This window comes from Kribbella sp. NPDC059898 (assembly GCF_042730855.1).
Lineage (GTDB): Bacteria > Actinomycetota > Actinomycetes > Propionibacteriales > Kribbellaceae > Kribbella.
In genome coordinates, this window is the sequence record NZ_JBHWKR010000007.1 from 165,630 (window position 1) to 192,061 (window position 26,432).

The 26,432-nt window shown below is 69.2% G+C and carries 25 protein-coding genes and 1 pseudogene; 7 read left to right on the forward strand and 19 right to left on the reverse strand.

Annotated elements, in window-relative coordinates; all coding sequences use genetic code 11:
- Window positions 1-33 precede the first annotated feature (33 nt).
- The 4 genes from ACFV9C_RS23060 to ACFV9C_RS23075 are packed head-to-tail and all read left to right on the forward strand — an operon-like array spanning window position 34 to window position 5,795.
- Window positions 34-1,323, forward strand: a complete 1,290-nt coding sequence (locus tag ACFV9C_RS23060) for an extracellular solute-binding protein (protein ID WP_380196527.1) — start codon at window positions 34-36, stop codon at window positions 1,321-1,323.
- Window positions 1,320-2,189 carry a carbohydrate ABC transporter permease gene (locus ACFV9C_RS23065; protein WP_380196529.1) on the forward strand — a complete coding sequence of 290 codons (870 nt, stop codon included), beginning with the start codon at window positions 1,320-1,322 and terminating at the stop codon, window positions 2,187-2,189. Before ACFV9C_RS23060 ends, ACFV9C_RS23065 begins: the two co-directional genes overlap by 4 nt.
- Entirely contained in the window at window positions 2,186-3,025 is an 840-nt protein-coding gene (locus ACFV9C_RS23070) for a carbohydrate ABC transporter permease (RefSeq protein WP_380196531.1), read from the forward strand. Before ACFV9C_RS23065 ends, ACFV9C_RS23070 begins: the two co-directional genes overlap by 4 nt.
- 25 nt (window positions 3,026-3,050) lie before the next feature.
- Window positions 3,051-5,795 carry a fibronectin type III domain-containing protein gene (locus ACFV9C_RS23075; protein WP_380196533.1) on the forward strand — a complete coding sequence of 915 codons (2,745 nt, stop codon included), beginning with the start codon at window positions 3,051-3,053 and terminating at the stop codon, window positions 5,793-5,795.
- A 3-nt stretch (window positions 5,796-5,798) separates the two neighbouring features.
- Here the strand turns inward: ACFV9C_RS23075 and ACFV9C_RS23080 are convergent, their stop codons facing one another.
- From ACFV9C_RS23080 to ACFV9C_RS23130, 11 genes are all read right to left on the reverse strand, one after another.
- Entirely contained in the window at window positions 5,799-6,635 is an 837-nt protein-coding gene (locus ACFV9C_RS23080; protein ID WP_380196535.1) for an alpha/beta hydrolase, read from the reverse strand.
- Between the two features lie 67 nt (window positions 6,636-6,702).
- Window positions 6,703-7,866, reverse strand: a complete 1,164-nt coding sequence (locus ACFV9C_RS23085; RefSeq protein WP_380196536.1) for an alginate lyase family protein — start codon at window positions 7,864-7,866, stop codon at window positions 6,703-6,705.
- 67 nt (window positions 7,867-7,933) lie between these two features.
- Complete coding sequence (locus ACFV9C_RS23090; RefSeq protein WP_380196538.1) at window positions 7,934-8,512, reverse strand: isochorismatase family protein; 579 nt, start codon at window positions 8,510-8,512, stop codon at window positions 7,934-7,936.
- 12 nt (window positions 8,513-8,524) lie between these two features.
- Window positions 8,525-9,850, reverse strand: coding sequence for an MFS transporter (locus ACFV9C_RS23095; RefSeq protein ID WP_380196539.1), 1,326 nt, complete (start codon window positions 9,848-9,850; stop codon window positions 8,525-8,527).
- Complete coding sequence (locus tag ACFV9C_RS23100; RefSeq protein ID WP_380196541.1) at window positions 9,847-10,290, reverse strand: MarR family winged helix-turn-helix transcriptional regulator; 444 nt, start codon at window positions 10,288-10,290, stop codon at window positions 9,847-9,849. Before ACFV9C_RS23100 ends, ACFV9C_RS23095 begins: the two co-directional genes overlap by 4 nt.
- A gap of 47 nt (window positions 10,291-10,337) precedes the next feature.
- Window positions 10,338-10,580 (reverse strand): hypothetical protein, encoded by a 243-nt coding sequence (locus tag ACFV9C_RS23105; protein WP_380196543.1) that lies wholly within the window; start codon window positions 10,578-10,580, stop codon window positions 10,338-10,340.
- Entirely contained in the window at window positions 10,577-12,166 is a 1,590-nt protein-coding gene (gene cimA, locus ACFV9C_RS23110; RefSeq protein ID WP_380196545.1) for a citramalate synthase, read from the reverse strand. The genes ACFV9C_RS23105 and cimA overlap by 4 nt, the downstream gene beginning before the upstream one ends.
- Window positions 12,167-12,381: 215 nt before the next feature.
- On the reverse strand, window positions 12,382-12,780 hold the full coding sequence (locus ACFV9C_RS23115) for a hypothetical protein (RefSeq protein ID WP_380196546.1): 399 nt from the start codon (window positions 12,778-12,780) through the stop codon (window positions 12,382-12,384).
- 119 nt (window positions 12,781-12,899) lie between these two features.
- Window positions 12,900-13,982: a branched-chain amino acid aminotransferase gene (locus ACFV9C_RS23120; protein WP_380196548.1), complete on the reverse strand. Its 1,083-nt coding sequence runs from the start codon at window positions 13,980-13,982 to the stop codon at window positions 12,900-12,902.
- 80 nt (window positions 13,983-14,062) lie between these two features.
- A complete protein-coding gene (locus ACFV9C_RS23125; RefSeq protein WP_380196550.1) occupies window positions 14,063-15,112 on the reverse strand; it encodes a 3-isopropylmalate dehydrogenase in 1,050 nt (349 codons plus the stop codon).
- The gene (locus ACFV9C_RS23130) at window positions 15,109-15,267 is read right to left on the reverse strand and encodes a hypothetical protein (RefSeq protein WP_344188266.1); all 159 of its coding nucleotides are present in this window, start codon (window positions 15,265-15,267) and stop codon (window positions 15,109-15,111) included. The genes ACFV9C_RS23125 and ACFV9C_RS23130 overlap by 4 nt, the downstream gene beginning before the upstream one ends.
- Before the next feature lie 146 nt (window positions 15,268-15,413).
- Between ACFV9C_RS23130 and ACFV9C_RS23135 the strand changes: the two genes are divergently transcribed.
- Window positions 15,414-15,980 (forward strand): O-methyltransferase, encoded by a 567-nt coding sequence (locus tag ACFV9C_RS23135; RefSeq protein WP_380196552.1) that lies wholly within the window; start codon window positions 15,414-15,416, stop codon window positions 15,978-15,980.
- 99 nt (window positions 15,981-16,079) lie between these two features.
- Here ACFV9C_RS23135 and serA read toward each other — a convergent pair whose 3' ends face one another.
- From serA to ACFV9C_RS23160, 5 genes and pseudogenes are all read right to left on the reverse strand, one after another.
- A complete protein-coding gene (gene serA / locus ACFV9C_RS23140) occupies window positions 16,080-17,678 on the reverse strand; it encodes a phosphoglycerate dehydrogenase (protein WP_380196553.1) in 1,599 nt (532 codons plus the stop codon).
- A 116-nt stretch (window positions 17,679-17,794) separates the two neighbouring features.
- Complete coding sequence (locus ACFV9C_RS23145; RefSeq protein ID WP_380196555.1) at window positions 17,795-18,976, reverse strand: trypsin-like peptidase domain-containing protein; 1,182 nt, start codon at window positions 18,974-18,976, stop codon at window positions 17,795-17,797.
- Window positions 18,977-19,077: 101 nt separating this feature from the next.
- On the reverse strand, window positions 19,078-20,097 hold the full coding sequence (gene ilvC, locus ACFV9C_RS23150; RefSeq protein ID WP_380196958.1) for a ketol-acid reductoisomerase: 1,020 nt from the start codon (window positions 20,095-20,097) through the stop codon (window positions 19,078-19,080).
- Window positions 20,098-20,256: 159 nt separating this feature from the next.
- Window positions 20,257-20,760 (reverse strand): annotated as a pseudogene (gene ilvN, locus ACFV9C_RS23155) (acetolactate synthase small subunit); the annotation flags it as partial.
- Window positions 20,760-22,511: an acetolactate synthase large subunit gene (locus tag ACFV9C_RS23160; RefSeq protein WP_380196556.1), complete on the reverse strand. Its 1,752-nt coding sequence runs from the start codon at window positions 22,509-22,511 to the stop codon at window positions 20,760-20,762. The gene ACFV9C_RS23160 and the pseudogene ilvN, both read right to left, overlap by 1 nt.
- A 313-nt stretch (window positions 22,512-22,824) precedes the next feature.
- On the opposite strand from ACFV9C_RS23160, the gene ACFV9C_RS23165 reads away from it, so the two are divergent.
- Window positions 22,825-23,544: a class I SAM-dependent methyltransferase gene (locus tag ACFV9C_RS23165; protein WP_380196557.1), complete on the forward strand. Its 720-nt coding sequence runs from the start codon at window positions 22,825-22,827 to the stop codon at window positions 23,542-23,544.
- 99 nt (window positions 23,545-23,643) lie between these two features.
- On the forward strand, window positions 23,644-24,510 hold the full coding sequence (locus ACFV9C_RS23170) for a 5-aminoimidazole-4-carboxamide ribonucleotide transformylase (RefSeq protein ID WP_380196559.1): 867 nt from the start codon (window positions 23,644-23,646) through the stop codon (window positions 24,508-24,510).
- Here ACFV9C_RS23170 and ACFV9C_RS23175 read toward each other — a convergent pair.
- The 3 genes from ACFV9C_RS23175 to ACFV9C_RS23185 are packed head-to-tail and all read right to left on the reverse strand — an operon-like array spanning window position 24,500 to window position 26,421.
- A complete protein-coding gene (locus ACFV9C_RS23175) occupies window positions 24,500-25,039 on the reverse strand; it encodes an AAA family ATPase (protein WP_380196561.1) in 540 nt (179 codons plus the stop codon). The genes ACFV9C_RS23170 and ACFV9C_RS23175 overlap by 11 nt on opposite strands.
- Before the next feature lie 18 nt (window positions 25,040-25,057).
- Window positions 25,058-25,321: a MoaD/ThiS family protein gene (locus ACFV9C_RS23180; RefSeq protein WP_380196562.1), complete on the reverse strand. Its 264-nt coding sequence runs from the start codon at window positions 25,319-25,321 to the stop codon at window positions 25,058-25,060.
- The gene (locus ACFV9C_RS23185) at window positions 25,318-26,421 is read right to left on the reverse strand and encodes a WD40/YVTN/BNR-like repeat-containing protein (RefSeq protein WP_380196563.1); all 1,104 of its coding nucleotides are present in this window, start codon (window positions 26,419-26,421) and stop codon (window positions 25,318-25,320) included. The genes ACFV9C_RS23180 and ACFV9C_RS23185 overlap by 4 nt, the downstream gene beginning before the upstream one ends.
- Window positions 26,422-26,432 lie beyond the last annotated feature (11 nt).

A 26,432-nucleotide genomic window follows, 5' to 3' on the forward strand; every position in this document is an offset into this window, starting at 1 on the left:
ATCCACGCTGCACAGAGAGACAGAGAGAGCGTCATGAACAAGCGAATGGCGGCAGCAGTAACGGCAGCAGCCGCAGCCGGTCTGGTACTGGCCGGGTGTGGCGGCGGGACCAGCAGCAGCAGTCAGAGCGGCCCGGCCGAGGTCACGTTCTGGGGATGGGCGGCCGGCTATCAGAAGTCCGTCGACCTCTGGAACCAGACGCACCCGGACATCCACGTGAAGTACGAGGCGATCACCAACGGCGGCGCCGGCGGCTACGACAAGATGCTGACCGCCGCGAAGGCCGGCAACGCGCCGTGCCTGGCCCAGATCGGGTACGAGACGTTCGCGAGCTTCCTCGCCGCCGGCGCGCTCGAGGACGTCAGCGACGCGGTCGCCAAGGACAAGGGCCAGTTCCCGGACTGGGTCTGGGGCAACGTCGGCGTCGACGGCAAGGCGTACGGCGTACCGGTGGACACCGCGCCGATGGCGACCTTCTACCGGGCGGACCTCTTCAAGAAGGCCGGCATCGCCGTACCGACGACGTGGGAGGAGTTCGCCGACGCCGCCGCGAAGGTGAAGGCCGCGGACCCGACCGCGCGGATCATGAACCTGCCGACCGACCCCTACCTGTACGCCGGATTCTCCTGGCAGGCGGACGCGCCGTGGTTCGGGGTCAAGGACAACGCCTGGTCGGTCTCGTTCGACACCGACGGCGGCAAGAAGGTCGGCGAGTACTGGCAGGGGCTGTTCGACAAGGGCCTCGTCACGTCGTATCCGGCGTTCGACGCGACGCTGTACTCCGCGTGGAGCAAGGGCAAGGTGTGGGCCGAGGTCGGGCCGGTCTGGTCGGCGTCCCTGATCCGCGACAACGCCGCGGGTTCGGCCGGCAAGTGGGCGGTGGCGCCGATGCCGCGCTGGAGCGGCAGCGACTCCGTCGGCAACTCGGGCGGGTCGGCGACGGCCGTGATGAAGGGCTGCGCGCATCCGAAGGAGGCGACCCAGTTCGCGCTCTGGATGTCGACCGACAACGCGTCGGTGTCGAACCTGATCGCGTCCGCCGCGATCCTGCCGGCGTCCAAGCCGGGCCTGACCAACGCCGCGCTCGACGCACCGCAGAGCTACTACGGCGGTCAGCCGATCTACAAGCTGTTCCGCAGCGAGGCCGGCAAGGTGACCGACGGCTGGGTGTGGGGACCGATCATGTCGACCTCGGCCAAGTCGCTCGGTGACGGCTTGGGCAAGATCCCCACCAAGAAGAGCACGTACGGCGACGCGCTCGCGAAGGCCCAGCAGGACACCGTGTCCGCCCTCAAGTCGCAGGGCTTCTCGGTCAGCCAATGAGGACAAAGGAGCTCCGCCGGGCCGCACCGTTCATGCTGCCGTTCCTCGTGCTGTTCGTGTTCGTCTACCTGGTGCCGACCGCGTACTCGATCGAGCAGAGCTTCTTCGCGGTCAAACGATCGGGTCTCGGGCTCGGCGGGTCCGAGACCGTGTTCACCGGCTTCGGCAACTACACGCAGGTGTTCCAGGACAAGGACTTCCTCGCGGCGCTCGGCCGGGTGGCGTTCATCGGCATCATCCAGGTGCCGGCGATGCTCGTCATCGCGCTGTTCCTCGCGCTGCTGCTCGACGCCCGGACGACGAAGGGTGCGCGGTTCTTCCGGATCGCGTACTTCATCCCGTACGGGTTGCCGGGTGTGATCGCGGGGCTGGTCTGGTCGTTCCTGTACGCGCCCTCGCTGAGCCCGATCACCCGCGTGTTCGAGCACCTCAGCTTCGTCGGCGACGGCGCGCTGCCGTTCTCGATCGCGAACATCCTGACCTGGGCCTGGACCGGCTACAACACGATCCTCGTGTACGCCGCGTTGCAGGCCATCCCGGAGGAGACGCTGGAGGCCGCCGCGGTGGACGGCTGCTCGGGCTGGAAGGCGGCGCTGTTCATCAAGGTGCCGCAGGTCCGCCCGGCGCTGCTGATGGCGCTGGTGTTCTCGATCATCGGCACGTTCCAGCTCTACAACGAGCCCGTCACGATGAAGTCCGTCGCGCCGAACCTGTCGTCGACGTACACCCCGATCATGGCCGCGCTGCGATCGCTGTCGGCCAACAACTTCAACTACGCGGCCACGCAGTCGGTGGTGCTCGGCGCACTGATCTGCGTGCTGTCCGTCCTCGTCTTCCGGGCCTCCGCCAAAAGGACTGATGCATGACCAAGGTGAGCCCGACCTCCCGGCTGTTCGTGCTGGCGGTCATGACTCTTGCCGCGCTGTACTTCCTGCTGCCGGTGTGGTGGCTGGTCGTGTCCGCGACCAAGAGCAGCGGAGACCTGTTCTCCGGCAACGGCTTCTGGCTCGGGCACCACTTCGCCCTGTGGGACAACGTCCAGACGCTGTTCCGTGCTCAGGGCGGCATCTACACGCACTGGCTGCTCAACTCGTTGCTGTACGCCGTCGGCGGCGGTGCCGTCTCGACCCTGCTGTCGGCGATGTGCGGTTACGCGTTGGCGAAGTTCCCGTTCCCGGGACGCGAGGCGGTGTTCGGTACGGTGCTGGCCGCCGTACTGCTGCCCGCGCCGGTGCTCGCCGTACCGCTGTATCTGCTGTTCAGTCACACCGGAGTGGTGAACACGTTCTGGTCGGTGTTCATCCCGAGCATCGTCAGTCCGTTCGGTGTCTACCTCAGCCGGATCTACGCCGCCTCGTCGGTGCCGGACGCGCTGATCGAGGCCGGCCGGATCGACGGTGCCCGGGAGTTCCGCATCTTCGCGATGGGGATGCGGATCATGGCGCCGGCGCTGGTCACCGTCTTCCTGTTCCAGTTCGTCGCGATCTGGACGAACTTCCTGCTCCCCTCGCTCATGCTCGCCAACAGTTCGCTGCAGCCGGTCACCGTGGGGCTGGTCGGCTGGCGCGAGATGCAGGGCTACCCCATCGGCTACACGACCGTCGTCACCGGGGCGTTGCTGTCGGTCGTGCCGGTGGTCGCGATGTTCGTGTCACTGCAGTCGTTCTGGAGCAAGGGCCTGGTCACGGGGGCCGTCAAGTAAGTGCCCAACCGAAAGGGATGGATCCATGAGGGTGAAAACCTCAGCTTTGGTGTTGTCCATCGCACTGCTGCTCGCAGCACAGTCCTCCGGCGCAACAGCTGCCACCACTGCTGATCCGCCGGTCAATCTGCTCGCCGCGGACATGGACACCGGCATCGACACCGGTGTCAGCCCGTTCACGCTGTCCAGCACCACCAGCGGCGGGAGCCAGCAGGTGATCGACAACGCTGTCGAGCTGCGCGACTCCTCGCAGAACGCCAACCTGGCCAGCTACTTCTACCACCGGTTCCCCACCGGGGCCTTGAAGGACCGCATCAACGCGATCTACAGCCAGCCGGTCGGCAGCCCGGCGGAACAGTTCGTCCTGCAGTTCGACCTGAAGCGCACCGCGGCCAGCAGCAAACCCGTTGCCAAGGACATCTATGCGCAGATCTCGTTCGGCAACTGGGACGACGTCGCCGTACCGCGGTTCCCGGTCCCGTCGGTCAGCCTGACCACGACAACGGCGTACAAGAGCACGACCGGCGGCACCGTGACCGAGGCCGACCTCCCGGAGTACCGCTTCACGGTCGTCCCGAACGGCGGCAAGCGGCTCGTCACGACGGTCGAGCTCGGATTCCAGGTCCGCGTCGACACCGGCGGTACCGACGAGGCGATCACCGTCGACAACCTCGGCGTGTACGACGCGGGTGCTGTCAACGACACGTCGCCGCCGACCACGCCGACCGGTCTGACCGCCGGTACGCCGTCCTCGAGCGGGGTCGCGCTGCAATGGCAGCCGTCGACCGACGACACCCGGGTCACCGGGTACGACGTGTTCCGCGACGGGTACCAGGTCGCATCGGTGAGCGGCTCGACCACGATCGCGCCCATCGGCGGGCTGATGCCGTCGACCGGGTACGACTTCACGGTGCGCGCGAAGGACGCGTTCGGCCACGTCAGCGCGATGAGCGCTCCGGTCCACGTGACGACCGCGGCGAGCGTACCGACCAAGCCGGCGCCGTTCCCCGGCACGATCGGGTCCCGCACGCAGTGGCTGTGGGACAAGACCAAGGCCATGCAAGAGGAAGAGGGCCCGATCAACGTCGCGGAGTACACCGCGCAGCTCGTCGACCACGAGAACGTCGACGCGAACCTCGCCAAGCTCGACAAGCTCTTCCAGGGCTACGACTACGAGCAGTACAAGAGCGTCGCGAAGATGTACGCGTACCTGATGGCCGGCGACCAGTTCAGCCCGGCGATGGTCCAGGACGTCCGCACCTACTTCGCGAAGTACGGGTACAAGAAGCTCAACCAGACCGAGAACCTGCGGATGAGCAACTACGTCACCGGCTACCTCGTCGGTCAGACGTTCCCCGACGTCGTCGACCTGAACGGCAACTCCGGCACCACGCTGATGGCGATGAACAAGGCGAACATCCTGGAGATGGTGCAGGCCGCCGTCCACCGCGGCTGGGCCGAGTACGAGAGCCCTGAGTACACGGTGATGACGTACGTCTGCCTGAACGCGATCTACCAGTGGGCGGACGACCAGGAGCTCCGCCAACAGGTCAAGATGGCGATGGACGTCATGTGGTTCGAGTGGGCGAACGACTGGAACGACGGCTACCTGATCTCGTCCGAGAGCCGCGCGAAGGGCGACCTCGCTTCGGTCAACGACCCGACCTGGCGGCCCGCCGACCACGCCACCGTCGCCTGGACGTACTTCGGCGCGCACCGTGCACAACAGGGTGTGGGAGAGTCCGACAATCCGGCGCCCTCGGCGTACCGGCCGGACCTCGAGTACGCCGGATTCCTCGCCTGGCCGGGAACGACGTACAAGCCGCCGGCGCTCGCGGTGCAGATCGGGCAGACGACCGGCAAGTCGTACACGGCCCACAAGACGAACCTGCAGAACTCCAGCGGGCACGCGATGGACATCTACCGGACCAGCTACGTGCGACCGACGTACGGGCTGGCCACCGAGGTCCAGTACCGGCGGGTCGACAACTGGATCGAGGACCAGCCGATGATCCTGCGCTGGAAGTCGGACGCGCCGAACCCGCTGTTCCGGCTGTCCACCGACCAGGGCAACGCGCCGATCGGGTCGTACGACCAGCCGGCCGACCATCGGGTGATGCAGGACGGGCCGACGGCCGTCGGTGTCTACAAGACGTCCGGCGACCAGACGTCGAACTACCTCAACGCGATGTTCCCCGACAACGGCTCGATCAAGCAGCGCAAGGAGGTGGCCGGCTGGACGGTCGTCGACACGGGTTCGGCGTACTTCGCCTTCAAACTGGCCAAGCCCGCGACCTGGTACCACCAGACGCCGAACGACCCGTCGAACAAGGTGAAGACGACGACCCAGATCCACCCGACCGCGACGCTCGCCTACAGCTACGACATCCTGCGCAGCCAGGCCAACACCAACGGCTGGGTGCTGGAGACCGCGGACGCCGCGGCGTACCCGAACCTGGACGCGTTCACCGCCGAGCTGCTCAAGAAGACCAGCCTGGACACGAGCCACGTCGACGACGCCAACCCACGGCTGATCTACCACACGCTGCGCGGCAAGGACCTCGACATCACGTTCGACTCCGCCACCGCGGCCCCCGGCCCGACCCACCTGGTGAACGGCGAGCCGATCGACTACGACTCGTTCAAGCTCTTCGACACCCCCTGGCTCAAACAGAACCAGCTGGCGTCGAGGTTCACCGCCCAGGTCGGCAACCAGTCCGTCGTCTACGACTTCGACAACTGGACCGTCAGCTACCACCCCGCCCAGTGAGCGCTAGTACTTCTGGATGAAGTCGAGCGCCGTCCGGGCGACCTCTTCCCAGCCGTGGTCGATCACCAGTGAATGGCCACGGCCGGGAAGCTCCACGAACTCGGTGACGCCCGCGTTCTTCGTGTGCTGCTTGTACGCGGCGTGTGTGATCGCGTGCGGCACCGTGTGGTCCTTCTCCCCCGAGATCAGCAGGATCGGCCCGCGGTTCTCGGCCTTGTAGTCGACCTTCGTCTCGCTGAACGGATTCAGGTTCGCCACGGCCGCCTGGAAGATCGGTACGCCGGACGCCGCGACGTGGAACTCGTCGTACAGCTGCCGGGACTCGTCCTCGTCGAGGTTGTTCGTCCAGCCGTACTTGAACTCGTCGAACGTCAGCGTCACCGACCGCCGCGCGTTCGCCGGGTTCCCGAGCACGGGCGAGCCGGCCTTCAACGCGGACGGCGGCAACGGCAGTACGCCGCGACCGGGCGCCGGGTCGATCGCCACCGTGACCGCGGCCGCGCCCTCGCCGGCGACCTTCTGCGCGATCAGCCCGCCGAACGAATGCCCGATCACCGCGGGCTTCTGGTCCAGGCCGCGGATCGCCTCCAGGTAGTGGTCGGTGACCGCCTGCACCATCTTGTGCGCGAACACCTCCGGGTGCTCGCGGGCCTCGGCGACCGTCTCCGGATCGTCCGGCCAGCCGGGGGCGACCGTGCTGTACCCGTTGTCCTCGAACAACCGGCGCCAGCGGTCCCAGCTGCTCGCCAGCAGCCAGAGTCCGTGGATGAATACGACTGCTTGCTTACCGGACGTGTTCGCCTGCTCGATCTCCGACTGCTCGCGCTCGGTGAGAGACATCGACAACCCCCTCCAGGTCAGTGATGGTCACGACGCTAGCCCGGAGGGGGCAGTCCTGGGAATCGATTCAGCGCGGATTGTTCGCGTGGGTCAGGGTTTCCCACGCGAAGAAGTAGTTCGCGCCCGCCGGGCGTTCGGCCTCGGTGTACTGCAGGACGGCGGGCAACTGCCGGCCGAGGCGGTTGTGGTAGTGGTTGTAGACGATCTCGGTGACCGGGCCGAGGCCTTTCTTCACGGTTCCGCCGCAGAGGTTCGACGGTGTCGATGCGCCGTTCTCCAGGCGGGTGTGGAAGTTGTACGCGTCAGTCAAACGATTGCCGGCTTCGGCGTACAGGTCGACGCCCTCGTGGTAGGCGGTCTCGGCGATGTGGGTGGCGGCGGTCAGGCCCCAGCCGGTGTGGCCGAAGTCGCGGCAGGTCTCCTGGGCCAGGCCGTTGGTGAAGGTTGATTGGCCCTGCCAATAGTCGACGATCTCCTGCCGGCTGTTCTTCGGGCAGGTCGACGGCGCCTTGGGGTACGCACCGTCGGACTTCTCGTACACGTACCCGGGCAGCCGGCCGCGCCAGATGCTCAGCGCCTTGTCGAACGCCGCATGGTCGTCAAGGAACACCGCGATCCCGATCGCGGCGTCGGTCATGATCAGTTCCCAGTTGCCGTTCTTGCACCCGGCGCCGTTGCGTACCTCGGGCAGGTACACGTCGCGGAGCATCTTCTCGAAGCGCCCGCGCTGCGCCCACGTCCCGCCGTACGTGTGCTTGATCAGCTCACCGGAGCGCGAGAACGAGGCGCCGGACCAGCCGGTCTGCAGCGGTGCGTTGGTGTTGGTGTGGTCCTTCAGTACGGCGGACCAGGCGTCCATGATCTGGATCGACTTCTTCGCGTACCGGTCGTCGCGGGTGAAGTACCACATCAGTGCCTGGGTGTACGCCGCGAGCGCGTCGTTGCGTTCGTCGGAGCACCCGTTGTTCGGGTTCGAGCTCGAGCCGCACTCGACGATCGCGCGCGGCTTCGGGGTGTACGACAAGGCGGCGTACGGGCTGGCCTTCATCGAGTCGTACGCCGCCTTCTGGGGCTGGGCGCCCTTCTGGACCTGCTGTCGCGCGTAGTCGAGTTGCGCCTGGTCGACCAGGACGCCGGGGTGCTTGAACGCCGGCGGTGCGGCGGTACTCGGTTGACCCGCGAGGAACCCCGCGGTCAACGTGACGATCAGGGTGAGTAGGAGTGGGCGCATGGCTGCCTCCTGCAGTGTGGGGCGGAGACAGCCAAGCTAGCGCTCGACGAACTATTAGTAAACCTTCCTAACCAAGGAGGGCGATGATTTCGGCGACGGTGCCGGTCTCGCCCAGGCGCGGGAAGATCCGGGTCAGCGAGTTGTGGTGGGCGTCCGCGGACAGGTCGGTCATCGCGTCGGTGGCGAGCGTGACGTGGTAGCCGTGCTCGAAGGCCGCGCGGGCGGTCGACTCGACGCCGATGCTGGTGGCGATCCCGGTCAGCACGATCTGCGTGATGCCGCGGCGGCGCAGGTGGATGTCGAGATCGGTGCCGTGGAACGCGCCCCAGTTGCGCTTGGTCACGATGATGTCCTCGGCATGGCCGGCCAGCTGCTCGACGACCTGGTCGGCACCCGCGGGCGGGGTCTGGCGGGCGGACCGTGGCCCCTGCTCGGTCCGGCCCGGGACCCAGTCGGCGCCGTCGGCGGCGATACTTACCCGGACCAGGACCACCAGCCGGTTGTGCTTGCGGAATGCCTCGGCGAGCTCCACGGCCTTGCTGATCACGTCGGCGGTGGCGTGCGGTTCACCCGGGAGCCCGGTGACGCCGTTCTGCAGATCGATGACGACCAGCGCCGTCTTCGGGTCAAGAGTTGTGACTGGCACAGCAGGACCTCTCTATTCGGGGAGTTGCAGGAGGGTCACCAGCATCAGCAGACCGGCGACGACGAGCAGGAAGACCGCCATCTCGTGCAGGCCGGTCGTGGTCGCGCCGTGCTGGAAGAAGTGGGCGTTGGCGGCCGCGGAGATCAGCGCGCCGACGTACACGCAGGTGCGGAGCAGCCCGGCGGACGAGCCGATCCGGGCCGGATCGGACTGCTGGTACAGGGCGGTCTGGTTGGCGAGGTTGTTCAGCCCCTGCGGTACGCCGGCGATCACGCCGACGACCGCGAGGATCCACACCGGCGTACCCGGGCCGACGAACAGCTGCGCCGCCGCGGCCGCCAGCAGAAAGACGCCTCCGGCAACGAGTTTGCCGCGGACCGCCGCCCGCCGTCCGGTGACCGCGGTGACCACGACCGCCGCCAGCGACAACGGCAACAGCAGCAGACCCGCCTTCGAGGCGTTCAGCCCGCGCGCCTCCTCGAGCCACTGGGTGAAGCCGTAGAGGAACGAGTACGCCCCGACGAACGCGAGCACCTGCCGCAGGTACGTCATGATCAGCGGGCGGTTGCCGCCGAGCACCCGCAGGTCGATGAACGGCGCGATCACCCGCAACTGCGCGATCACGAACGCCACGCCCAGAGCGAGCGCGAGTACCAGCAGATACCACCGCGAGACGGCCGGGCGCATCAGGAACAACATCAACGAGACCAACGTCGCCGCGAACAGCACGATCCCGGCGTAGTCGAGCCCACCGGCGCTCCGCGAGCGGGCGGTCCGCGGCAGCCAGAGCGCGCCGAGCACCACGCAGGCCAGCGACAGCGGCACGTTGATCGTGAAGATCAGGTGCCAGCCGCCGAGCCCGATCAGCAGGCCGCCCAGCGTCGGGCCGATCACCGCGATCACCTGGTTCGCGATCGACAGGCTGCTCAGGATGACCGCGGGCGTCTCCATCCCGGTCCGGTCCGCCTCGGTCCGGATCAGCGACATCGCCGCCGGGTACGCCGCCGACGTACCGAAGCCGAGCAGCACCCGGGAGGCGATCAGTACGCCGAGGTTCGGGGCAAAGGCGCCGAGCACACCGGCGACACCGACCAGCGAGGTGGCGATCAGGTACAGCGGGCGCGGTCCGAAGATGTCGACCAGGCGGCCCATCACCGGCTGGCCGACAGCGGTCGCAAGGTACAGGCCGGTGACCAGCCAGGCGGTCTGTGACGGCGGTACGCCGAACGCGGCGCCGATCGGGATCAGCGCGACCGCCAGCATCGACGAGTTGATCGGGTTCAGCACCGACCCGACCAGCATCGGGGCGATCAGCCGCCGGTCGAAACGGTCCGTCAACGGACTGTCGCCGCCTCGATCGCGTGGTCCAGCAGCGCGAGCGCCTTGATGATGGTCTGCCGCTCGGCCTCCGAGCAGTGCTCCTGCAACGTCTGCGCCAGCCACTCCTGGCGGACCTTGCGGTCACCCTGCAGGCGGTGCCGGCCCTTCGACGTCAGCGACACCACCTGCCGGCGGCCGTCCTCCGGATCAGGGTGCCGCTCGATCAGGTCGGCGTTGCGCAGCGCGGTCAGGATCGCGGCCACCGACTGCGGCCGGATCCGCTCCGCCGCGGCCAGTTGGCTCGCCGTCGCCGGGCCGTCCTTGTCCAGCCGGCTCAGCATCGACAACTGCGACGGCGTCAGGTCGTCGGTCTCCGCGAGGTCCTTCAGCCGGCGCTTCACCCGGCCGAAGACCACCCGCACCTCGCCAGCAGCTTGTGTCGCCGATGCACTGATCACATCGCCAACACTAGATTAGACAGTCCAAACTGTCCAGTTCAGACTGATCAGTTCGAGCTGATAGTCACGTCCAGTACGCCGATCACCCTGTCCAGCCGGGCGGCGACCCTCCCGGCGTCGAAGCCGTTGCCCTCGACGACGACCCGCAGCTCGCCCCGGTCCAGCGACAACGTCAGCTCCCGGACGTCGTACGGATTCAGCAGTACGGCGACCCGTGCCAGCAGGCCCTCGACCTCCGCCACCTGCGCGGTGAAGACCGTGAGCACCCGTTCGACGGCGAGCAGGCTCATCGCGCGACCTCCTTGTGGCGCAGCAGACCGAACGTGAACCCGTCGACCAGCGCCTCCCAGGACGCCTCCACGATGTTGTGCCCGACGCCGACCGTCACCCACGAACCCTCGCCGTCCGCGGTCTCGATCAGGACTCTGATCACCGCGTCGGTGCCGTGTCCCTGGTCGAGGATGCGCACCTTGTAGTCGACCAGCTCGAACTTGTTCACCGCCGGGTACGCGCGCTCGATCGCGGTCCGCAGCGCGTGGTCGAGCGCGTTCACCGGGCCGTTGCCCTCCCCGGTGACGATCTCCCGCTCCCCCGCCGCGACCAGCTTCACCGTCGACTCCGACACCGCCTCGCCGTCGGCGCGCGACTCGGTGATCACCCGCCACGACTCGACGTCGAAGAAGCTCGGCCGCTTCCCGTCGACCTCCTCGGTGAGCAGCAGCGAGAACGACGCGTCGGCCGCCTCGAACGTGTACCCGCGCGACTCCAGGACCTTCACCCGATCGGCCACCCGGCCGACGAGCTCCCGGTCGTTGCCGAGGTCGAACCCGAGCTCGCGGCCCTTCAGCTCGATGCTCGCCCGGCCGGCCATCTCCGACACCAGCATCCGCATGTCGTTGCCGACCCGCGCCGGATCCGTGTGCTGGTAGAGATCCGGGTCCACCTTGATCGCGCTCGCGTGCAGCCCGGCCTTGTGCGCGAACGCAGACAGCCCGACGTACGGCGCCCGGTGCGAAGGCGGCACGTTCGTCACCTCGGCGATCGCGTGCGCGATCCGGAACGACTCCGCCAGGTTGCCCGCGGGCAGCAGCTCCATCCCGCGCTTCAGCTCGAGGTTCGCCACGATCGCGACCAGATCGGCGTTGCCGGTGCGCTCGCCGTACCCGTTGACCGTGCCCTGGACGTGCGTGACGCCGGCCTCGACGGCGGCGATCGAGTTCGCCACCGCGCAGCCGGCGTCGTTGTGACAGTGGATGCCGAGCCTGGCCCCGGTCGATTCGAGTACGTCGCGGACGACGTCCTGCAACTCCCGGGGCAGTGTGCCGCCGTTGGTGTCGCACAACGCCACCACGTCGGCGCCCGCCTCGGCCGCTACTCGTACCACCTCCAGCGCGTACGCCCGGTTCGCGCGGTAGCCGTCGAAGAAGTGCTCGGTGTCCAGGAAGACCCGCTGCCCGTTGTCCCGCAGGTGCCGGACCGTGTCGGCGACCATCCGCAGGTTCTCGTCGAGGGTCGTCCGGAGCGCCCGCTCGACGTGTGCGTCGTGGCTCTTGGCAACGAGTGTGACGACCCCCGCGCCGGAGTCGCGGAGCGCGGCGACCTGTTGGTCGTCGGCGGCAACGGTCTCCGGCTTGCGGGTCGCGCCGAAGGCCGCGAACGTCGCGTTCCGCAGGTGCAGCTCGGTCCGCGCCCGCTCGAAGAACTCCGTGTCCTTGGGCACCGCCCCCGGCCAGCCACCCTCGATGAAGCCGACCCCCAGCTCGTCCAGGTGCTGCGCGATGGCGATCTTGTCGGCCACGGACAGCGCCAGCCCCTCCTGCTGCGCACCGTCGCGCAGAGTGGTGTCGTACACGTGGAAATCGTCCGAGATGCTCATGCGGGTCGGCCTTCCGGAAGGGTCTGTTCGGGCAAACAAAAAACCTCCCGCAAGGTGCGAGAGGTCTGCGCGCTCAGGTACAGCTGGCTGAGCGCGCCTAGAGAATAATCACCCGATAGTGCTTCATGACGTCTCGAAGTCTGCCACACAATCACCGATCGGTAACGGTGCCGTCTCGCATCTCGACCATTCAGTACGCAAACGGGTACTGGAGTTCAGGCGGTAAGGGACCAGCCCGGGTCGTCCCAGGCGGTGTAGAAGTCCTCGCGGGACAGCGGGCGGAGCCCCCAGTCGTCGCGGTCGAGGGACTGGTCGGTGAGCATGCCGTCCTCGTCCTCGAGGCGCTGCCACCAGTACCGCGTGACCTCGCCGTCCTCGCCGGCGCCGAGCTGGCGGATGACGACCCACTCCCGCTCGTGCCAGACGGCCTCGTACAGCCAGTCGGTCCCGTAGTCGTCGACCGCGGCGCCGTACGTCCGCGGTGCGGTCCCACGGTCGAGGTCCCGGATCAGCTCGACCGTCGACCGGATCGCCGCGAGGGTCTCCGCGGACCACCCCCGCCGCTGGGCCAGCTCCGCGTAGTACCCCTCGACCTCAGCCGGAAAGCCGCTCATGCCGCCCGACCCTATCGGGTTCGGCGAAGGACCAGCGAGCGCCGTCCCACACCCCGAGCTGAGAAGAACCTATGAAAACGCCCGGCAGCCGTGGCTGCCGGGCGTTCGGAGGAGCGGGGTCAGAAGGCGCGGGTCATCCAGCCGTGCGGGTCGGCCGTGCGGCCGTACTGCACGTCGAGGAGAGCCGACCGGACGGCCGCGGTGACCGGGCCGCCGTTGCCGTCACCGATCCGGGTCTCGCCGTCGCGCCACTTCAGCGAGGCGACCGGGGTGACGACCGCGGCGGTACCGCAGGCGAACACCTCCTGCACCTTGCCGGAGGCAGCACCCTCGCGCCACTCGTCGACCGAGACCTTGCGCTCGGTGACCGTGTAGCCGAGGTCGGTGACCAGCTTCAGGATCGAGTCCCGGGTGACGCCCTCGAGGATCGTGCCGGACAGCTCCGGCGTGACCACCGAGTTGTCGTCGAGGACGAAGTACAGGTTCATCCCGCCGAGCTCTTCGACCCACTTCTTCTCGACCGCGTCCAGGAACGCGACCTGGTCACAGCCGTTCTCGATCGCCTCGGCCTGGGCGAGCAGCGACGACGCGTAGTTGCCGCCGGTCTTCGCCGCACCCGTGCCGCCGGGGGCCGCGCGGGTGTACTCCTCGCTCAGCCAGATCCGGACCGGCTTCACACCGTTCGCGAAGTACGACCCGGCCGGCGAGGCGATCACGCAGTACGTCACCTGCGCGGACGGCCGGACGCCGAGGAACGGGTCGGAACCGAACATGAACGGCCGCAGGTACAGCGAGGTCTCGCCGCCACCCGGCACCCAGGCCTTGTCGAGCTCGACCAGCTTGTGCAGCGAGTCGAGGAAGACCTCGGTCGGCAGCTCCGGCAGCGCGAGCCGCTGCGCGGACCGCTGGAACCGGACCGCGTTCGCCTCGGGGCGGAACAGGTGGATCGAGTCGTCGGGATGCCGGTAGGCCTTCATCCCCTCGAAGATCGTCTGGGCGTAGTGGAACACCGAGGTCGCCGGAGAAAGCTCCAGCGGACCGAAAGCGGTGATCCGTGCGTCGTGCCAGCCCTTCTCGGCCGTCCAGGTGGCGATCGCCATGTGGTCGGTGAAGTACTGCCCGAATCCCGGGTTCGCCAGGATCTGGGCGCGCTGGTCGTCGCTGGCCGGTGTGGTGGTTGGCTCAACGGTGAACTCGCTCATAGCCGCACCGTACCTCTCGACCAACTGGTCATGCGAGCGCCGGCTCCGGCCGCGGCGGGAGCCTCTCCTGCCGTCACCGGTCAGCCCGCCGCGCGCTTGGCGATCGCGTCGCCGATCTCGGCGGTACTGCGGGCAGCGCCCGTGCGCTCCTCGATGTCCGCCTCGACGGCCGCCTCGATCGCGCGCGCCGCGTCCGGCAGGCCGAGGTGCTCCAGGAGCAGCGCCGCGGACAGGATCGCCGCGGTCGGGTCGGCCTTCTGCTGGCCGGCGATGTCCGGCGCGGAGCCGTGCACCGGCTCGAACATGCTCGGCGCGGTCCGGTCCGGGTTGATGTTGCCGCTCGCGGCCAGCCCGATCCCGCCGCTGATCGCGGCCGCCAGGTCGGTGATGATGTCGCCGAACAGGTTGTCGGTGACGATCACGTCGAACCGTGCCGGGTCGGTGACCAGGAAGATCGTCGCCGCGTCCACGTGCAGGTAGTCGACCGCCACGTCGGGGAACTCGGTCGCGACCGCGTCGACCGTCCGCTTCCAGAGGTGGCCGGCGTACACGAGCACGTTGTTCTTGTGGACCAGCGTGAGCTTCTTCCGCGGCCGCGCCTGCGCCCGGACGAAGGCGTCCCGCACCACGCGCTCCACGCCGTACGCCGTGTTGACCGACACCTCGGTGGCGATCTCGGCGGGGGTGCCGACCCGGAGCGCGCCGCCGTTGCCGACGTACGGACCCTCGGTGCCCTCGCGGACCACGACGAAGTCGACGGTGCCCGGGTTCGTCAGCGGGGAACCGACGGACGGGTAGATCTTCGAGGGCCGCAGGTTCACGTAGTGGTCCAGGGTGAACCGGAGCTTGAGCAGCAGACCGCGCTCGAGTACGCCGGACGGGACGCTCGGGTCGCCGACCGCGCCGAGCAGGATCGCGTCGTGCTTGCGGATCTCCTCCAGCTCGGCGTCCGGCAGCGTCTCACCGGTGGCGTGCCAGCGCTTCGCGCCGAGGTCGTACTCGGTCCGCTCGAACGTCACGCCGTGCTGCGCGGCGACCGCGTCGAGGACCTTGAGCGCCTCGGTGGTCACCTCCGGTCCGATCCCGTCACCGGGAACGACGGCCAGCGTGAAGAACTTGTTCTCGCTCACTTGTTGGGTTCTCCCCCATTGTCACGGCGGTTCATGGCCTCTTGGACAGCCTTGACCTCGGCCGCGGGCGCCGGGCGAGCCGGACGGCGCCGCCGGGCGGCCTTCCGCTCACGGCCGTCGACGGCCGGCCAGTTGGCTGGATACATGTCGTACATGCTGCTCCTTCCCAATATGTCGTGGGCGGCAGGATGCGCACGAATTTACTCGCACGTCCGACTATTTCTCCACAATGCGGGCAGGTTGTCCCGGAATATGAGATCCCGGTGCGGGCGCCGGCCCCGACCTGTGCCAGTCTCAGCCCGTGAGTGCTCCTCCAGAACTGCCGCCGCTGGTCTCGGCGGCCCTCAGCCTGTCCGGCCGGCGCGGATTCGTCAGCTCCACCAGGAACGAGACGGGCCGGCTGCTCGCCGCCCTCGCGGCCTCGAAGTCCGGCCTGCTCGGTGAGCTCGGCACCGGCTGCGGCGTCGGCTCGGCCTGGCTGCGCAGCGGCGCCGGCGAGGGCACCAACATCGTCACCGCGGAGAGCGACCCGCAGCTCGCGCAGGCGGTCGGCGAACTGTTCGCCGCCGACGAGCGGATCGAGGTCGTGTCGGCCGACTGGACCGCGCTGATCGAGCGCGGCCCGTTCGCGCTGCTGTTCGTGGACGCCCGCGAGGCGAAGCTGTCCGCCCGCGACGTGATCGCGGACGTCGTCGAGCCGGGCGGCTTCGTCGTACTCGACGACTTCACGCCGTCCGCGGTCTGGCCGCCGATGTACGAGGGCCGGGTCGACACGCTCCGCCAGGAATGGCTGATGGACCAGCGTTTCACCACCGTCGAGGTGATGGTCGCGGCGGACGCCGCCGTCCTGCTCGCCACCCGGCGCTAGAAAAGGCAGCGGGCCCGGGCTATTGAGCCCGGGCCCTTGTCAGCCGCCATGCGCCTGCGGGCGGCTGACCGCCTCCAGTAAATCAGTCGTTCGGGTGAATCAGGCCTCGACGTCCACGGAACGGGCGGTGGCGGCCTGCACCGCGGCGGTGATCTCGTCCAGCACGGGTGCCGCGATCTTCGAGTCGACCGACAGCGCGACCAGCGCCTTGCCGCCCTTGCGGTCCCGGCTGACCTGCATGCCGGCGATGTTCACGTCGGCGTCGCCGAGGATCCGGCCGATCTGGCCGACCGCGCCCGGGCGGTCCTCGTAAGTGAGGAACGCCAGGTGCGCGGCGAGCTCGATCTCGACGTCGAACCCGTCGATCTCGACCAGCCGCTCCGACTGCCGGACGCCGACCAGCGTGCCGGCCACCGACACCTGCGCGCCGTCGGCGAGCGTGCCGCGGAGCGTGATCAGGTTCCGGTGCTCCGGGCTGTCGTGGTCGGTGACGAGCCGGACCTCGAGGCCCCGCTCGGCCGCCAGCAGCGGCGCGTTCACGTACGAGACGTTGTCCTCGACGACATCCGCGAAGACGCCCTTCAGTGCGGCCAGCTCGAGCACCTTCACGTCGTACTGCGTGATCTCGCCGCGGACCTCGACGTCGAGCTGCTGCGCGACGCCGCCGGCCAGCGCGGTGAAGATCCGGCCGAGCTTCTCGGTCAGCGCGATCCCCGGCCGGACCTCCTCGGCGATCACGCCGCCCTGGACGTTCACGGCGTCCGGGACCAGCTCGCCCGACAATGCCAGCCGGACCGACTTCGCGACCGCGATGCCGGCCTTCTCCTGCGCCTCGTCGGTGGACGCGCCGAGGTGCGGCGTGACGACGACGTTCTCGAACTCGAACAGCGGCGAGTCGGTGCACGGCTCGGACGCGAACACGTCCAGCCCGGCGCCCGCGACCCGGCCTTCCTTCAGAGCGCTGTACAGCGCCTGCTCGTCGACGATGCCGCCGCGGGCCGCGTTCACGATGATGACCTCGGGCTTGACCTTGTGCAGCTGCTCGTCGCCGATCAGGCCGATGGTCTCCGGGGTCTTCGGCAGGTGCACCGAGATGAAGTCACTGGCCGCCAGCAGCTCGTCCAGGGAGGCGAGCCGGACGCCCATCTGCGCGGCCCGGCCGGCCTGCACGTACGGGTCGTAGGCGATCACGTTCATGCCGAAGGCGGCCAGCCGCTGCGCGACCAGGACGCCGATCTTTCCGAGGCCGACGATGCCGACGGTCTTCTCGAACAGCTCGACACCCGAGTACTTGCTGCGCTTCCACTCGCCCTTCTTCAGCGACTCGTTCGCGGCCGGGACCCGGCGGGCGGAGGCGAGCAGCAGCGCGACGGCGAGCTCGGCGGCGCTGACGATGTTGGAGGTCGGGGCGTTCACGACCATCACGCCGGCCTGGGTGGCGGCCTTCACGTCCACGTTGTCGAGGCCGACGCCGGCGCGGGCGACGACCTTCAGCTTCTTCGCGGCGGCGAGCGCCTCGGCGTCCACCTTGGTGGCGCTGCGGATCAGGATGGCGTCGACGTCGGCGATGGCGGGGAGCAGCTCGGCGCGGTCGGCGCCGTTGGCGTGGCGGATCTCGAAGTCGGGGCCGAGCGCCTCGACAGTGGCCGGGCTGAGCTCTTCGGCGATCAGGACGACGGGCCGGGTTACGTCAGTCATGGAGGAATCTCCTGCAGAAGCGGTAGGGGCTCATGATGAACAGAGCACCGCGCTGTGCCCGCTGAGTCGATCGTACCGCGTCCGGCATCCGCCCCGCTCGGGGACCCGGATGCCGGTCAGTCGGTGTCGCAGCTCACCGGGTCGGTCGCGTAGGCGATCTTGTCGATCACCGGCTTGCCGCCCACCCACACCAGGTCGACCCGCCCGTCCAGCCGGTTGCAGATGCCGCCCCCGGCGCCTTTCGCGGTCCCCGCGAACAGCACGTTGTACGCCATCCGCGCATAGGAGCCGTCCGGTGCCAGATCGGTGATCCTCGGGTTGAAGAAGTACGACGTCGAGTGGCCCTGCCGGTCCCGGGCCACGGTCAAGGACGCGGCCAGGCGCGGAGAGTACAGCGCCTGCAGGGCGTCGAAGTCGTGCTTGTTCTCGAGGGTCAGGTAGTTCGCCAGCAACTGCCGCACCTTCAGGGCCAACGGGGTACCGGCGACCTGCAGCACCGGGACGATCCCGCCCTGCGGGCCACGTGACTCCGGGCAGGTCCCCGCGGACGCGACGGTGATGCCGGACGGCGCGGGCGCGACGTACTCGCGGAGTTTGGCGACCGGGACGACCGCGGCGGTCGGGACCGTGGGACCCGTGACCAGGCCGACCAGCTCGCCGGCCTTTCCGACCACCGGGCCGCCGAGCTTGGCCGCGTTCATGAACTGGCTCAGCGGCTTCGGATCGGCCGCGGACCCGATCTCGTTGACGACCTGCTTGCCGGCCGCCGTGTACCCGATCAGTGCCCGCTCGGCCCGGCGGCCCGGGTCGGCGGCCGGCAGGTGCAGCGGCGGGTCGTCGAATCCGATCGACTGCAGGACCGCGACACCGTCGGCGCTGGTCCCGAGCAGGTTGGCCCGCCGCATCCGGCCGTCGGGTGCCACCACCACGATCGACTTCGGCTGGTCGACGGCCGACGCGGCGGTCAGGATCCGGCCGTTGTCGATCAGGACGCCGGACGCCTCGCCGGTGCCCGCGCAGGTCGTGGCCAGGACCCGGACCACGGCCGGGCCGGCGGACTTCAGTACGGCGGCCGTGTCGATGCGCACGCTGCGCTGGCGGAAGTACCAGCCCGCTGCGCCGCCGGCGGCGACGATCAGGATCAGGGCGATCAGGCCGGCCAGGAAGCGACCGAAGAGCCAGGGGCCGCGGGGTGGTGGCTCGGCTCCGGTCGCCGGGCGGCTCGGGCTCTCCAGCTGGGTGAGCGATCCGGCACCGCCGGGGATCCGCCGCGGTGGGCGCGGCGCTACGTCGTTCACCACCGCTCACCTCCCCCACCGAACCGGAATCGTCACACATTGTTGCAAACCGAAGGGCCCGGACCGTCCACCTGGACGGTCCGGGCCCTTCACGACCTCGGTCAGCGGGCGGCAGAACCCTCGACGTAGTCGTCGTCGTGCGACTTGACCCACGCCATCAGGCCGCGCAGGTCCTTGCCCACGGCCTCGATCGGGTGCTCCTGGCTCTTCTTGCGGAACTCCGCGAACTCCGGCGCGCCGGCGTCCTGGTCGGCGATGAAGCGGGCCGCGAAGGTGCCGTCGGTGATGTCGCCGAGGACCTCCTTCATCCGCGCCTTCACCGACGCGTCGATGATCCGCGGGCCGGACACGTAGTCGCCGTACTCGGCGGTGTCGGAGACCGACCAGCGCTGCTTGGCGATGCCGCCTTCGTAGATCAGGTCGACGATCAGCTTGAGCTCGTGCAGGCACTCGAAGTACGCGACCTCGGGCTGGTACCCGGCCTCGGTCAGCGTCTCGTACCCGGCCGTGATCAGCGCGGAGACACCACCGCAGAGGACGGCCTGCTCACCGAAGAGGTCGGTCTCGGTCTCCTCGGTGAAGGTGGTCTTGATACCGCCGGCCCGGAGGCCGCCGATGCCCTTCGCGTACGAGAGCGCCAGGTCCCACGCCTTGCCGGTGGCGTCCTGCTCGACGGCCACCAGCACCGGTACGCCGCGGCCCTCGGAGTACTCGCGGCGGACCAGGTGGCCCGGGCCCTTCGGGGCGACCATGAAGACATCCACACCAGCTGGTGGCTTGATGTAGCCGAACCGGATGTTGAAGCCGTGCCCGAAGACCAGCGCGTCGCCGTCGACGAGGTTCGGCTCGATGGCGTCCTTGTAGAGCTTGCGCTGCGCCGGGTCCGGAGCGAGGACGACGATCACGTCGGCCTCCTCGCAGGCCTCGGCCGGGGTGACGACCCGCAGGCCCTGGGCCTCGGCCTTGGCCCGGCTCTTGGAGCCTTCCGGCAGGCCGACCCGGACGTCGACGCCGGAGTCGCGCAGCGAGAGCGCGTGGGCGTGGCCCTGGGAGCCGTAGCCGAGGACGGCCACGTGCCGGCCCTGGATCACCGACAGGTCGGCGTTGTCGTCGTAGAACATTTCAGCAGCCACTTCGGGCACTTCTCCTTAGTGTTGATTCGGTACGGCGGCGGCGGTACGGCCCGGCGGCGGCGCCGGTACCGGGTGCGAGTGGTCGACGGGTCGCGCCTGGACGTTCGGCGGTCCGGTCTGGACGTGCGGCGGCGGCACCGGGACCGGCCGCAGCGTGCGGTCGGAGATCGAGCGGCTGCCGCGGCCGATCGCCACCATGCCGGACTGCACCAGCTCGCGGACGCCGAAGGGTTCCAGCACCCGGAGCATGGCCTCGAGCTTCTCGGGATTGCCGGTCGCCTCGATCGTGATCGCGTCCGGTGCCACGTCCACCACCTTGGCACGGAACAGCTGGACGGTCTCCAGCACCTGCCCGCGGGTCAGGGTGTCCGCCTTGACCTTGACCAGCAACAGTTCGCGCTGGACCGTCTGGGTGGGCTCGAGCTCGACGATCTTGATCACGTTCACGAGCTTGTTGAGCTGCTTGGTGATCTGCTCCAGCGGCTGTTCCTCGACGGTCACCGCGATCGTCATCCGGGACACCTCGGGGTGCTCGGTCGGACCGACCGCGAGCGAGTCGATGTTGAACCCGCGGCGGGAGATCAGCGCGGCCACCCGGGCCAGCACACCGTGCTTGTTCTCGACCAGGATCGACAGGGTGTGTTTCGACATCAGAGTTCCTCGCCTTCCCAGCTCGGCGCCATGTCGCGGGCGATCTGGATCTCGTCGTTGCTGACGCCGGCGGCGACCATCGGCCACACCATCGCGTCCCGGTGCACGACGAAGTCGACCACCACCGGCGCGTCGGTGACCGCCATCGCCTTCTCGATGGTGGCGTCCAGCGAGTCCTTGTCGGTGCAGCGCAGCCCGACGCCGCCCATCGCCTCGGCCAGCTTGGCGAAGTCCGGGATCCGGGTCGAGTGCAGGTCGGTGTTGGAGTAGCGCTTGTCGTAGAACAGCGTCTGCCACTGCCGGACCATGCCCAGCGACTGGTTGTTGATCACCGCGACCTTGATCGGGATGCCCTCCAGCGCGCAGGTGACCAGCTCCTGGTTGGTCATCTGGAAGCAGCCGTCGCCGTCGATCGCCCAGACGGTCTTGTCCGGGCGGGCGACCTTGGCACCCATCGCGGCCGGTACGGCGTACCCCATGGTGCCGAGGCCGCCGGAGTTCAGCCAGTGGCCGGGCTTCTCGAAGGGCAGGAAGTGCGCGGACCACATCTGGTGCTGGCCGACGCCCGCGGTGTACACGGTGTCCGGGCCGGCGATCTGGCCGATCCGCTGGATCACGTGCTGCGGCGACAGCGTGCCGTCCTCCGGCTCGTCGTACCCGAGCGGGTAGCGCGCGCGGACGTCCTCCAGCTGGTGCCGCCAGGTGTCGTACGACGGGGTCCGGCCGGCGTTCGCGATCTCGGTCCGGAGCGCGGCGATCAGGTCGGTGATGACCTCCTTGCAGTCGCCCACGATCGGCACGTCGGCGACCCGGTTCTTGCCGATCTCGGCCGGGTCGATGTCGGCGTGGATGACCTTCGCGTCCGGGGCGAACGAGTCCAGCTTGCCGGTCACCCGGTCGTCGAAGCGGGCGCCGAGCGTGATCAGCAGGTCGGACCGCTGCAGCGCGCCGACCGCGGACACCGAGCCGTGCATGCCGGGCATCCCGAAGTGCAGCTCGTGGGTGTCGGGCAGCGCGCCGCGGGCCATCAGCGTGGTGACGACCGGGATGCCGAGCAGCTCGGCGAGTTCCTTCAGCTCGGCGCTGGCCTGGGCGCGGATCACGCCGCCGCCGACGTACAGCACCGGCTTCTCGGCGGCGACGATCAGCCGGGCCGCCTCACGCACCTGCTTCGGGTGCGGGCGGGTCACCGGCCGGTAGCCGGGCAGCGCGAGCTCGGTCGGCCACTGGAAGTCGACGCCGGTGGTCTGCATCGCGTCCTTGGTGACGTCCACCAGCACCGGGCCGGGCCGGCCGGTGGAGGCGATGTGGAACGCCTCGGCGATCGTGGTCGCGATCTCGTTCGGGTCGGTCACCAGGAAGTTGTGCTTGGTGATCGGCATCGTGATGCCGCGGATGTCCGCCTCCTGGAAGGCGTCCGTACCGATCGCGGCGCCCGCCACCTGGCCGGTGATCGCCACCAGCGGCACCGAGTCCATGTAGGCGTCGGCGATCGGCGTCACCAGGTTGGTCGCGCCCGGTCCGGAGGTCGCCATACAGACGCCGACCTTGCCGGACGCCGCGGCGTACCCCTGGGCGGCGTGGCCGGCGCCCTGCTCGTGACGTACCAGGATGTGGCGGATCTGGGTCGAGTCGAGCATCGGGTCGTACGCCGGGAGGATCGCGCCACCCGGGATGCCGAAGACGGTGTCCACTCCGGCATGTTCCAGTGCGCGGATCAGAGCCTGTGCCCCGGTCAGCTGCTCACTCATGAGTGCCTTCCCTCAGTCCTGTCACGATGGTTGTACTTTCGCGACCGATCCATCCTCGCTTGTGGCCGTCGTCCTGGCACTACTGGGTCGCAGATAGTCGCCCTGGCAACAAAAAACCCCTTCCGCCGGGTTGGCTGAAGGGGCGCGCTCGACTCGGTGGTCGCGTCAGTCGGCGCGCCGCACAAGTACGAGGAGAATCGATCGCATGTAGGCATTATTCGCCGAAACCTGCCGACCGGGTCAAGTTCAGCCGCCTACCGTCTCAATTTCTGAGACGACCGTCTTACGGGGCACACCCCCTTAGGCTTTCGGGGTGACTGACGATCCGTACGGCGACGAACAACTGGTACAGCTCTACGACCTGGACAACCCGGCCGGTGATGACCACGCGTACTACCGCGCCTTGGCCGAGGGCACCACGAAGGTCCTCGACTTCGGCTGCGGCACCGGCCTGCTGACGCGGTCGCTGGTCGCGCCCGGGCGGGAGGTGATCGGCATCGACCCCAGCGCCACGATGCTCGGGTACGCGCGCAAGCAGCCCGGCGCCGACGCGGTCACCTGGATCGAGGGCGACCACCACGCCGTCGAGCCGGCCGGCGACGTGGATCTGGTGGTCAGCAGCGGCAACACGATGATGCACGTCGCGGAGCACGCGGCCAGCGTGGTCGCGCTGGCCGCCGCGCTGCGTCCCGGCGGCGTGCTCGCGTTCGAGTCGCGGAACCCGGCGATGCGCGCCTGGGAGCAGTGGACCAGCGAGGCGACGTACGGCGAACGCGACACGGTCGCCGGGCACCTGAAGGAGTGGCTCGAGCTGATCGAGATCGCGGACGGACGGGTGGTGTTCGACGCGCACAACGTGTTCGAGGACGGGCACGACGCGGTCTACCGCAACGTCCTGTACTTCCGGTCCGCCGACGAGATCACGGCTGACCTCCGTACGGCGGGCTTCTCCGACGTGGTCGTCGACGGCGGCTGGAACGGTGAACCGCTGGCAGCGGACTCGCGGCTGCTGGTGGTGCGGGCGACGAAGTAGGCTGGCGGCACCGCGACTGGCGAGGGTGGGGTACCACCGGGGAGCTTTCGAGCGGGGCGTCGTCCGCCTGGGCGCCTCGGACGTCGTTCGGAGGTCCGGATGCAGTTGCGGTACGGCATGAATCCTCAGCAGGCGGCCACTCTCGAGAACGCGCCGTTCACGGTGCTCGCGGGTGCGCCGTCGTACATCAACATCCTGGACGCGCTGACCGGCTGGCAGCTCGTGCGCGAGGCGGCGGAGCGGTTCGGCGTACCGGCCGCGGCGTCGTACAAGCACGTCTCGCCCGCGGGAGCGGCGCTCGGTACGACGCCGGCCGAGGCGTACACGCGGGCGCGGGCCGCGGATCCGAAGTCGTCGTACGGCGACTTCGTGGCGGTCTCGCATCCCGTCGACCTGGAGCTGGCCGCGGTACTGAAGCGGGTCGTGTCGGACGGGATCATCGCACCCGGGTACGACGACGGCGTACTGGAGATCCTCGCGGCGAAGAAGCGCGGGACGTATCTGGTGCTTGCCATGGACCCGTCGTACGAGCCGCCGGTGGAGGAGGTGCGCGAGGTGTACGGCGTACGGCTGACGCAGGAGCGGGACGCCGCGCCGCTCCCCCACGACCTGCCGGACGACGCGGCGCTCGGGATGATCGTCGCGCGCTACACCCAGTCGAACACCGTGGTGCTGGTGAAGGACGGGATGACGATCGGGGTCGGCGCCGGGCAGCAGTCACGCGTCGACTGCACCCGCCTCGCCGGGGAGAAGGCGGCGCTCTGGTCAGACGAGCCGCTGGCCGGGGTGACGATGGTGTCGGACGGGCATCTGCCGTTCGCGGACAACGTCGAGGTGGCGCATCGGTACGGCGTGACCCACATCGTCGAGCCGGGCGGGTCGATCCGGTCCGACGAGGTCGCGGCTGCCTGCGCCGCGCTCGGGATCACCTGGACGGCGACGGGGTTGCGGCTGTTCAGGCACTGAGCAGGTAGGTGCCTTCAGCAACAGCTTTCCGGACCTCGGCGGCGGTCCGCTCCGCGTCGAGCCGGGTGGTGTCGATCGCGTGCCGCTCGAGCTCGCCGAGGTCCGCGAACGCCTGGTGCATGCCGGTCAGCGCCTCGGCGTCGGTCAGCTCGGACTCGGGGCGGTCCTGTCCACGCCGCAGGGTCGTCCCGAGATCCGGGCGCAGCACGACGTACGACATCGTCCACTCCCCCTCCGCGGCAGCGGCCCGGAACGGCGCGAGGAACCACGGGCCGATGATCCCGTCCACCACCACGTCGTACCCGCCACGCGCGTAAGCGCCGACGGTGGCGACGATCGCGTCGATCACCACCTCGTTCTGCCGCTGGGATCCGGGGAGGTAGGGCGCGACAAAGCCGGTGCGGATACCGCGGTAGTACTCGTCGGTCGTCAGATGCATCGTCGGCCGCGGCGCGCCGGTCGCCACCAGGCGCGCCACCGTCGTTTTGCCGGAACCGCAGGGACCGGTCAGCAGCAACACGTCGCTCATGCCGACCGACGGTACCGATCAACCGCCCGCGACGCTCGGGAGTATCAGCAGTTCGTCGCCGTCGCGCACCTGCGTTCCGAGGCCGTCGAGGTCGCGGATGTTCTCGTCGCGCAGGTAGACGTTGACGTGCCGGCGGACCGCTCCCTGCTCGTCGGTGAGCCGCCGCCGCAGGGGTGCGTCCAGCGCGGCGAAGGCCTCCGCGACCGTGCGGGCCTCGACCTCCACGCGTTCGGCTCCGCCCGCGAACGGGCGGAGCACCGTCGGCAGCCGGACTGCGATCATTCGAGCACCGCGGCGCGGACCGTGAGGATGTCGGGCAGGTGGCTGGCGACCTCCACCCAGGTGTCGCCCGCGTCGGCGCTGGCGTAGACGCAGCCGTCCCGGGTGCCGACGTACACACCGGCCGGGTCGGCGGTGTCGGTGGTCATCGCGTCCCGCAGCACCGGCACGTACGACACGTCGGGCAGGCCGGAGGTCAGCGGCTCCCAGGTGGCGCCGGCGTCGCGCGACCGGTAGACCCGGCACTTCGCCTCGGTGGGGATCCGGTTGCCGTCCGCGACCAGCGGGAACACGTACACGGTCTCCGGCTCGTGCGGGTGCACGACGATCGGGAACCCGAAGTCCGACGGCAGCCCGTCGGCGATCGACTTCCAGATCGCGCCGCCGTCGTCCGACCGGTACACGCCGTGGTGGTTCTGCGCGAACATCCGCTCCGGTACGTCGGGGTGCGCCGCCAGCTTGTGCACGCACTGGCCGAACTCCGGGTCCGGGTCCGGCATGAAGTACGCCTTGATGCCGTGGTTCGCCGGGGACCAGGTCGTCCCGCCGTCGGTGGTCTGGTACACGCCGCCGGTCGACATCGCGACGCTGATCCGGTCCGGGTCGGTGGCGTGCGGCAGCACCGTGTGCACCGCCTGGCCGCCGAACCCGGCGCCCCAGTCCTTGCGGTGCGGGTGGTCCCAGAGGCCTCTGACCAGCTCGAACGTGACGCCGCCGTCGGTCGACTTCCAGAGCGCGGACGGCTGCGTGCCGGCGTACACGACGCCCGGCTGGCCGTCCGGCGCGGCCTGGATCTGCCACACCCGCTCCAGCGACGCGTCGGCGTCCTTCGGGAAGCCGATCGAGCCCTCCGGCGGCTCCGCCCAGGTCTCACCGAGGTCGTCGGAGTGGAAGACCGCCGGCCCCCAGTGCTCGCTGGTGCCGCCGACGAACAGCCGCGCGGTGCCGGCGCTGTCGCCGCGGGTGTCGACGCCCACGGCGTACACACCCTGCATCTCGAACTCCGGCACCGGCCCGTCGAGCCGCCAGTCCTTCCGGGCAGCGTCGCTCCGGCCGATCCAGAGCCCCTTCTTGGTCCCGATCAGCAGTACGGCCTCGGACATCGTCGTCCTCC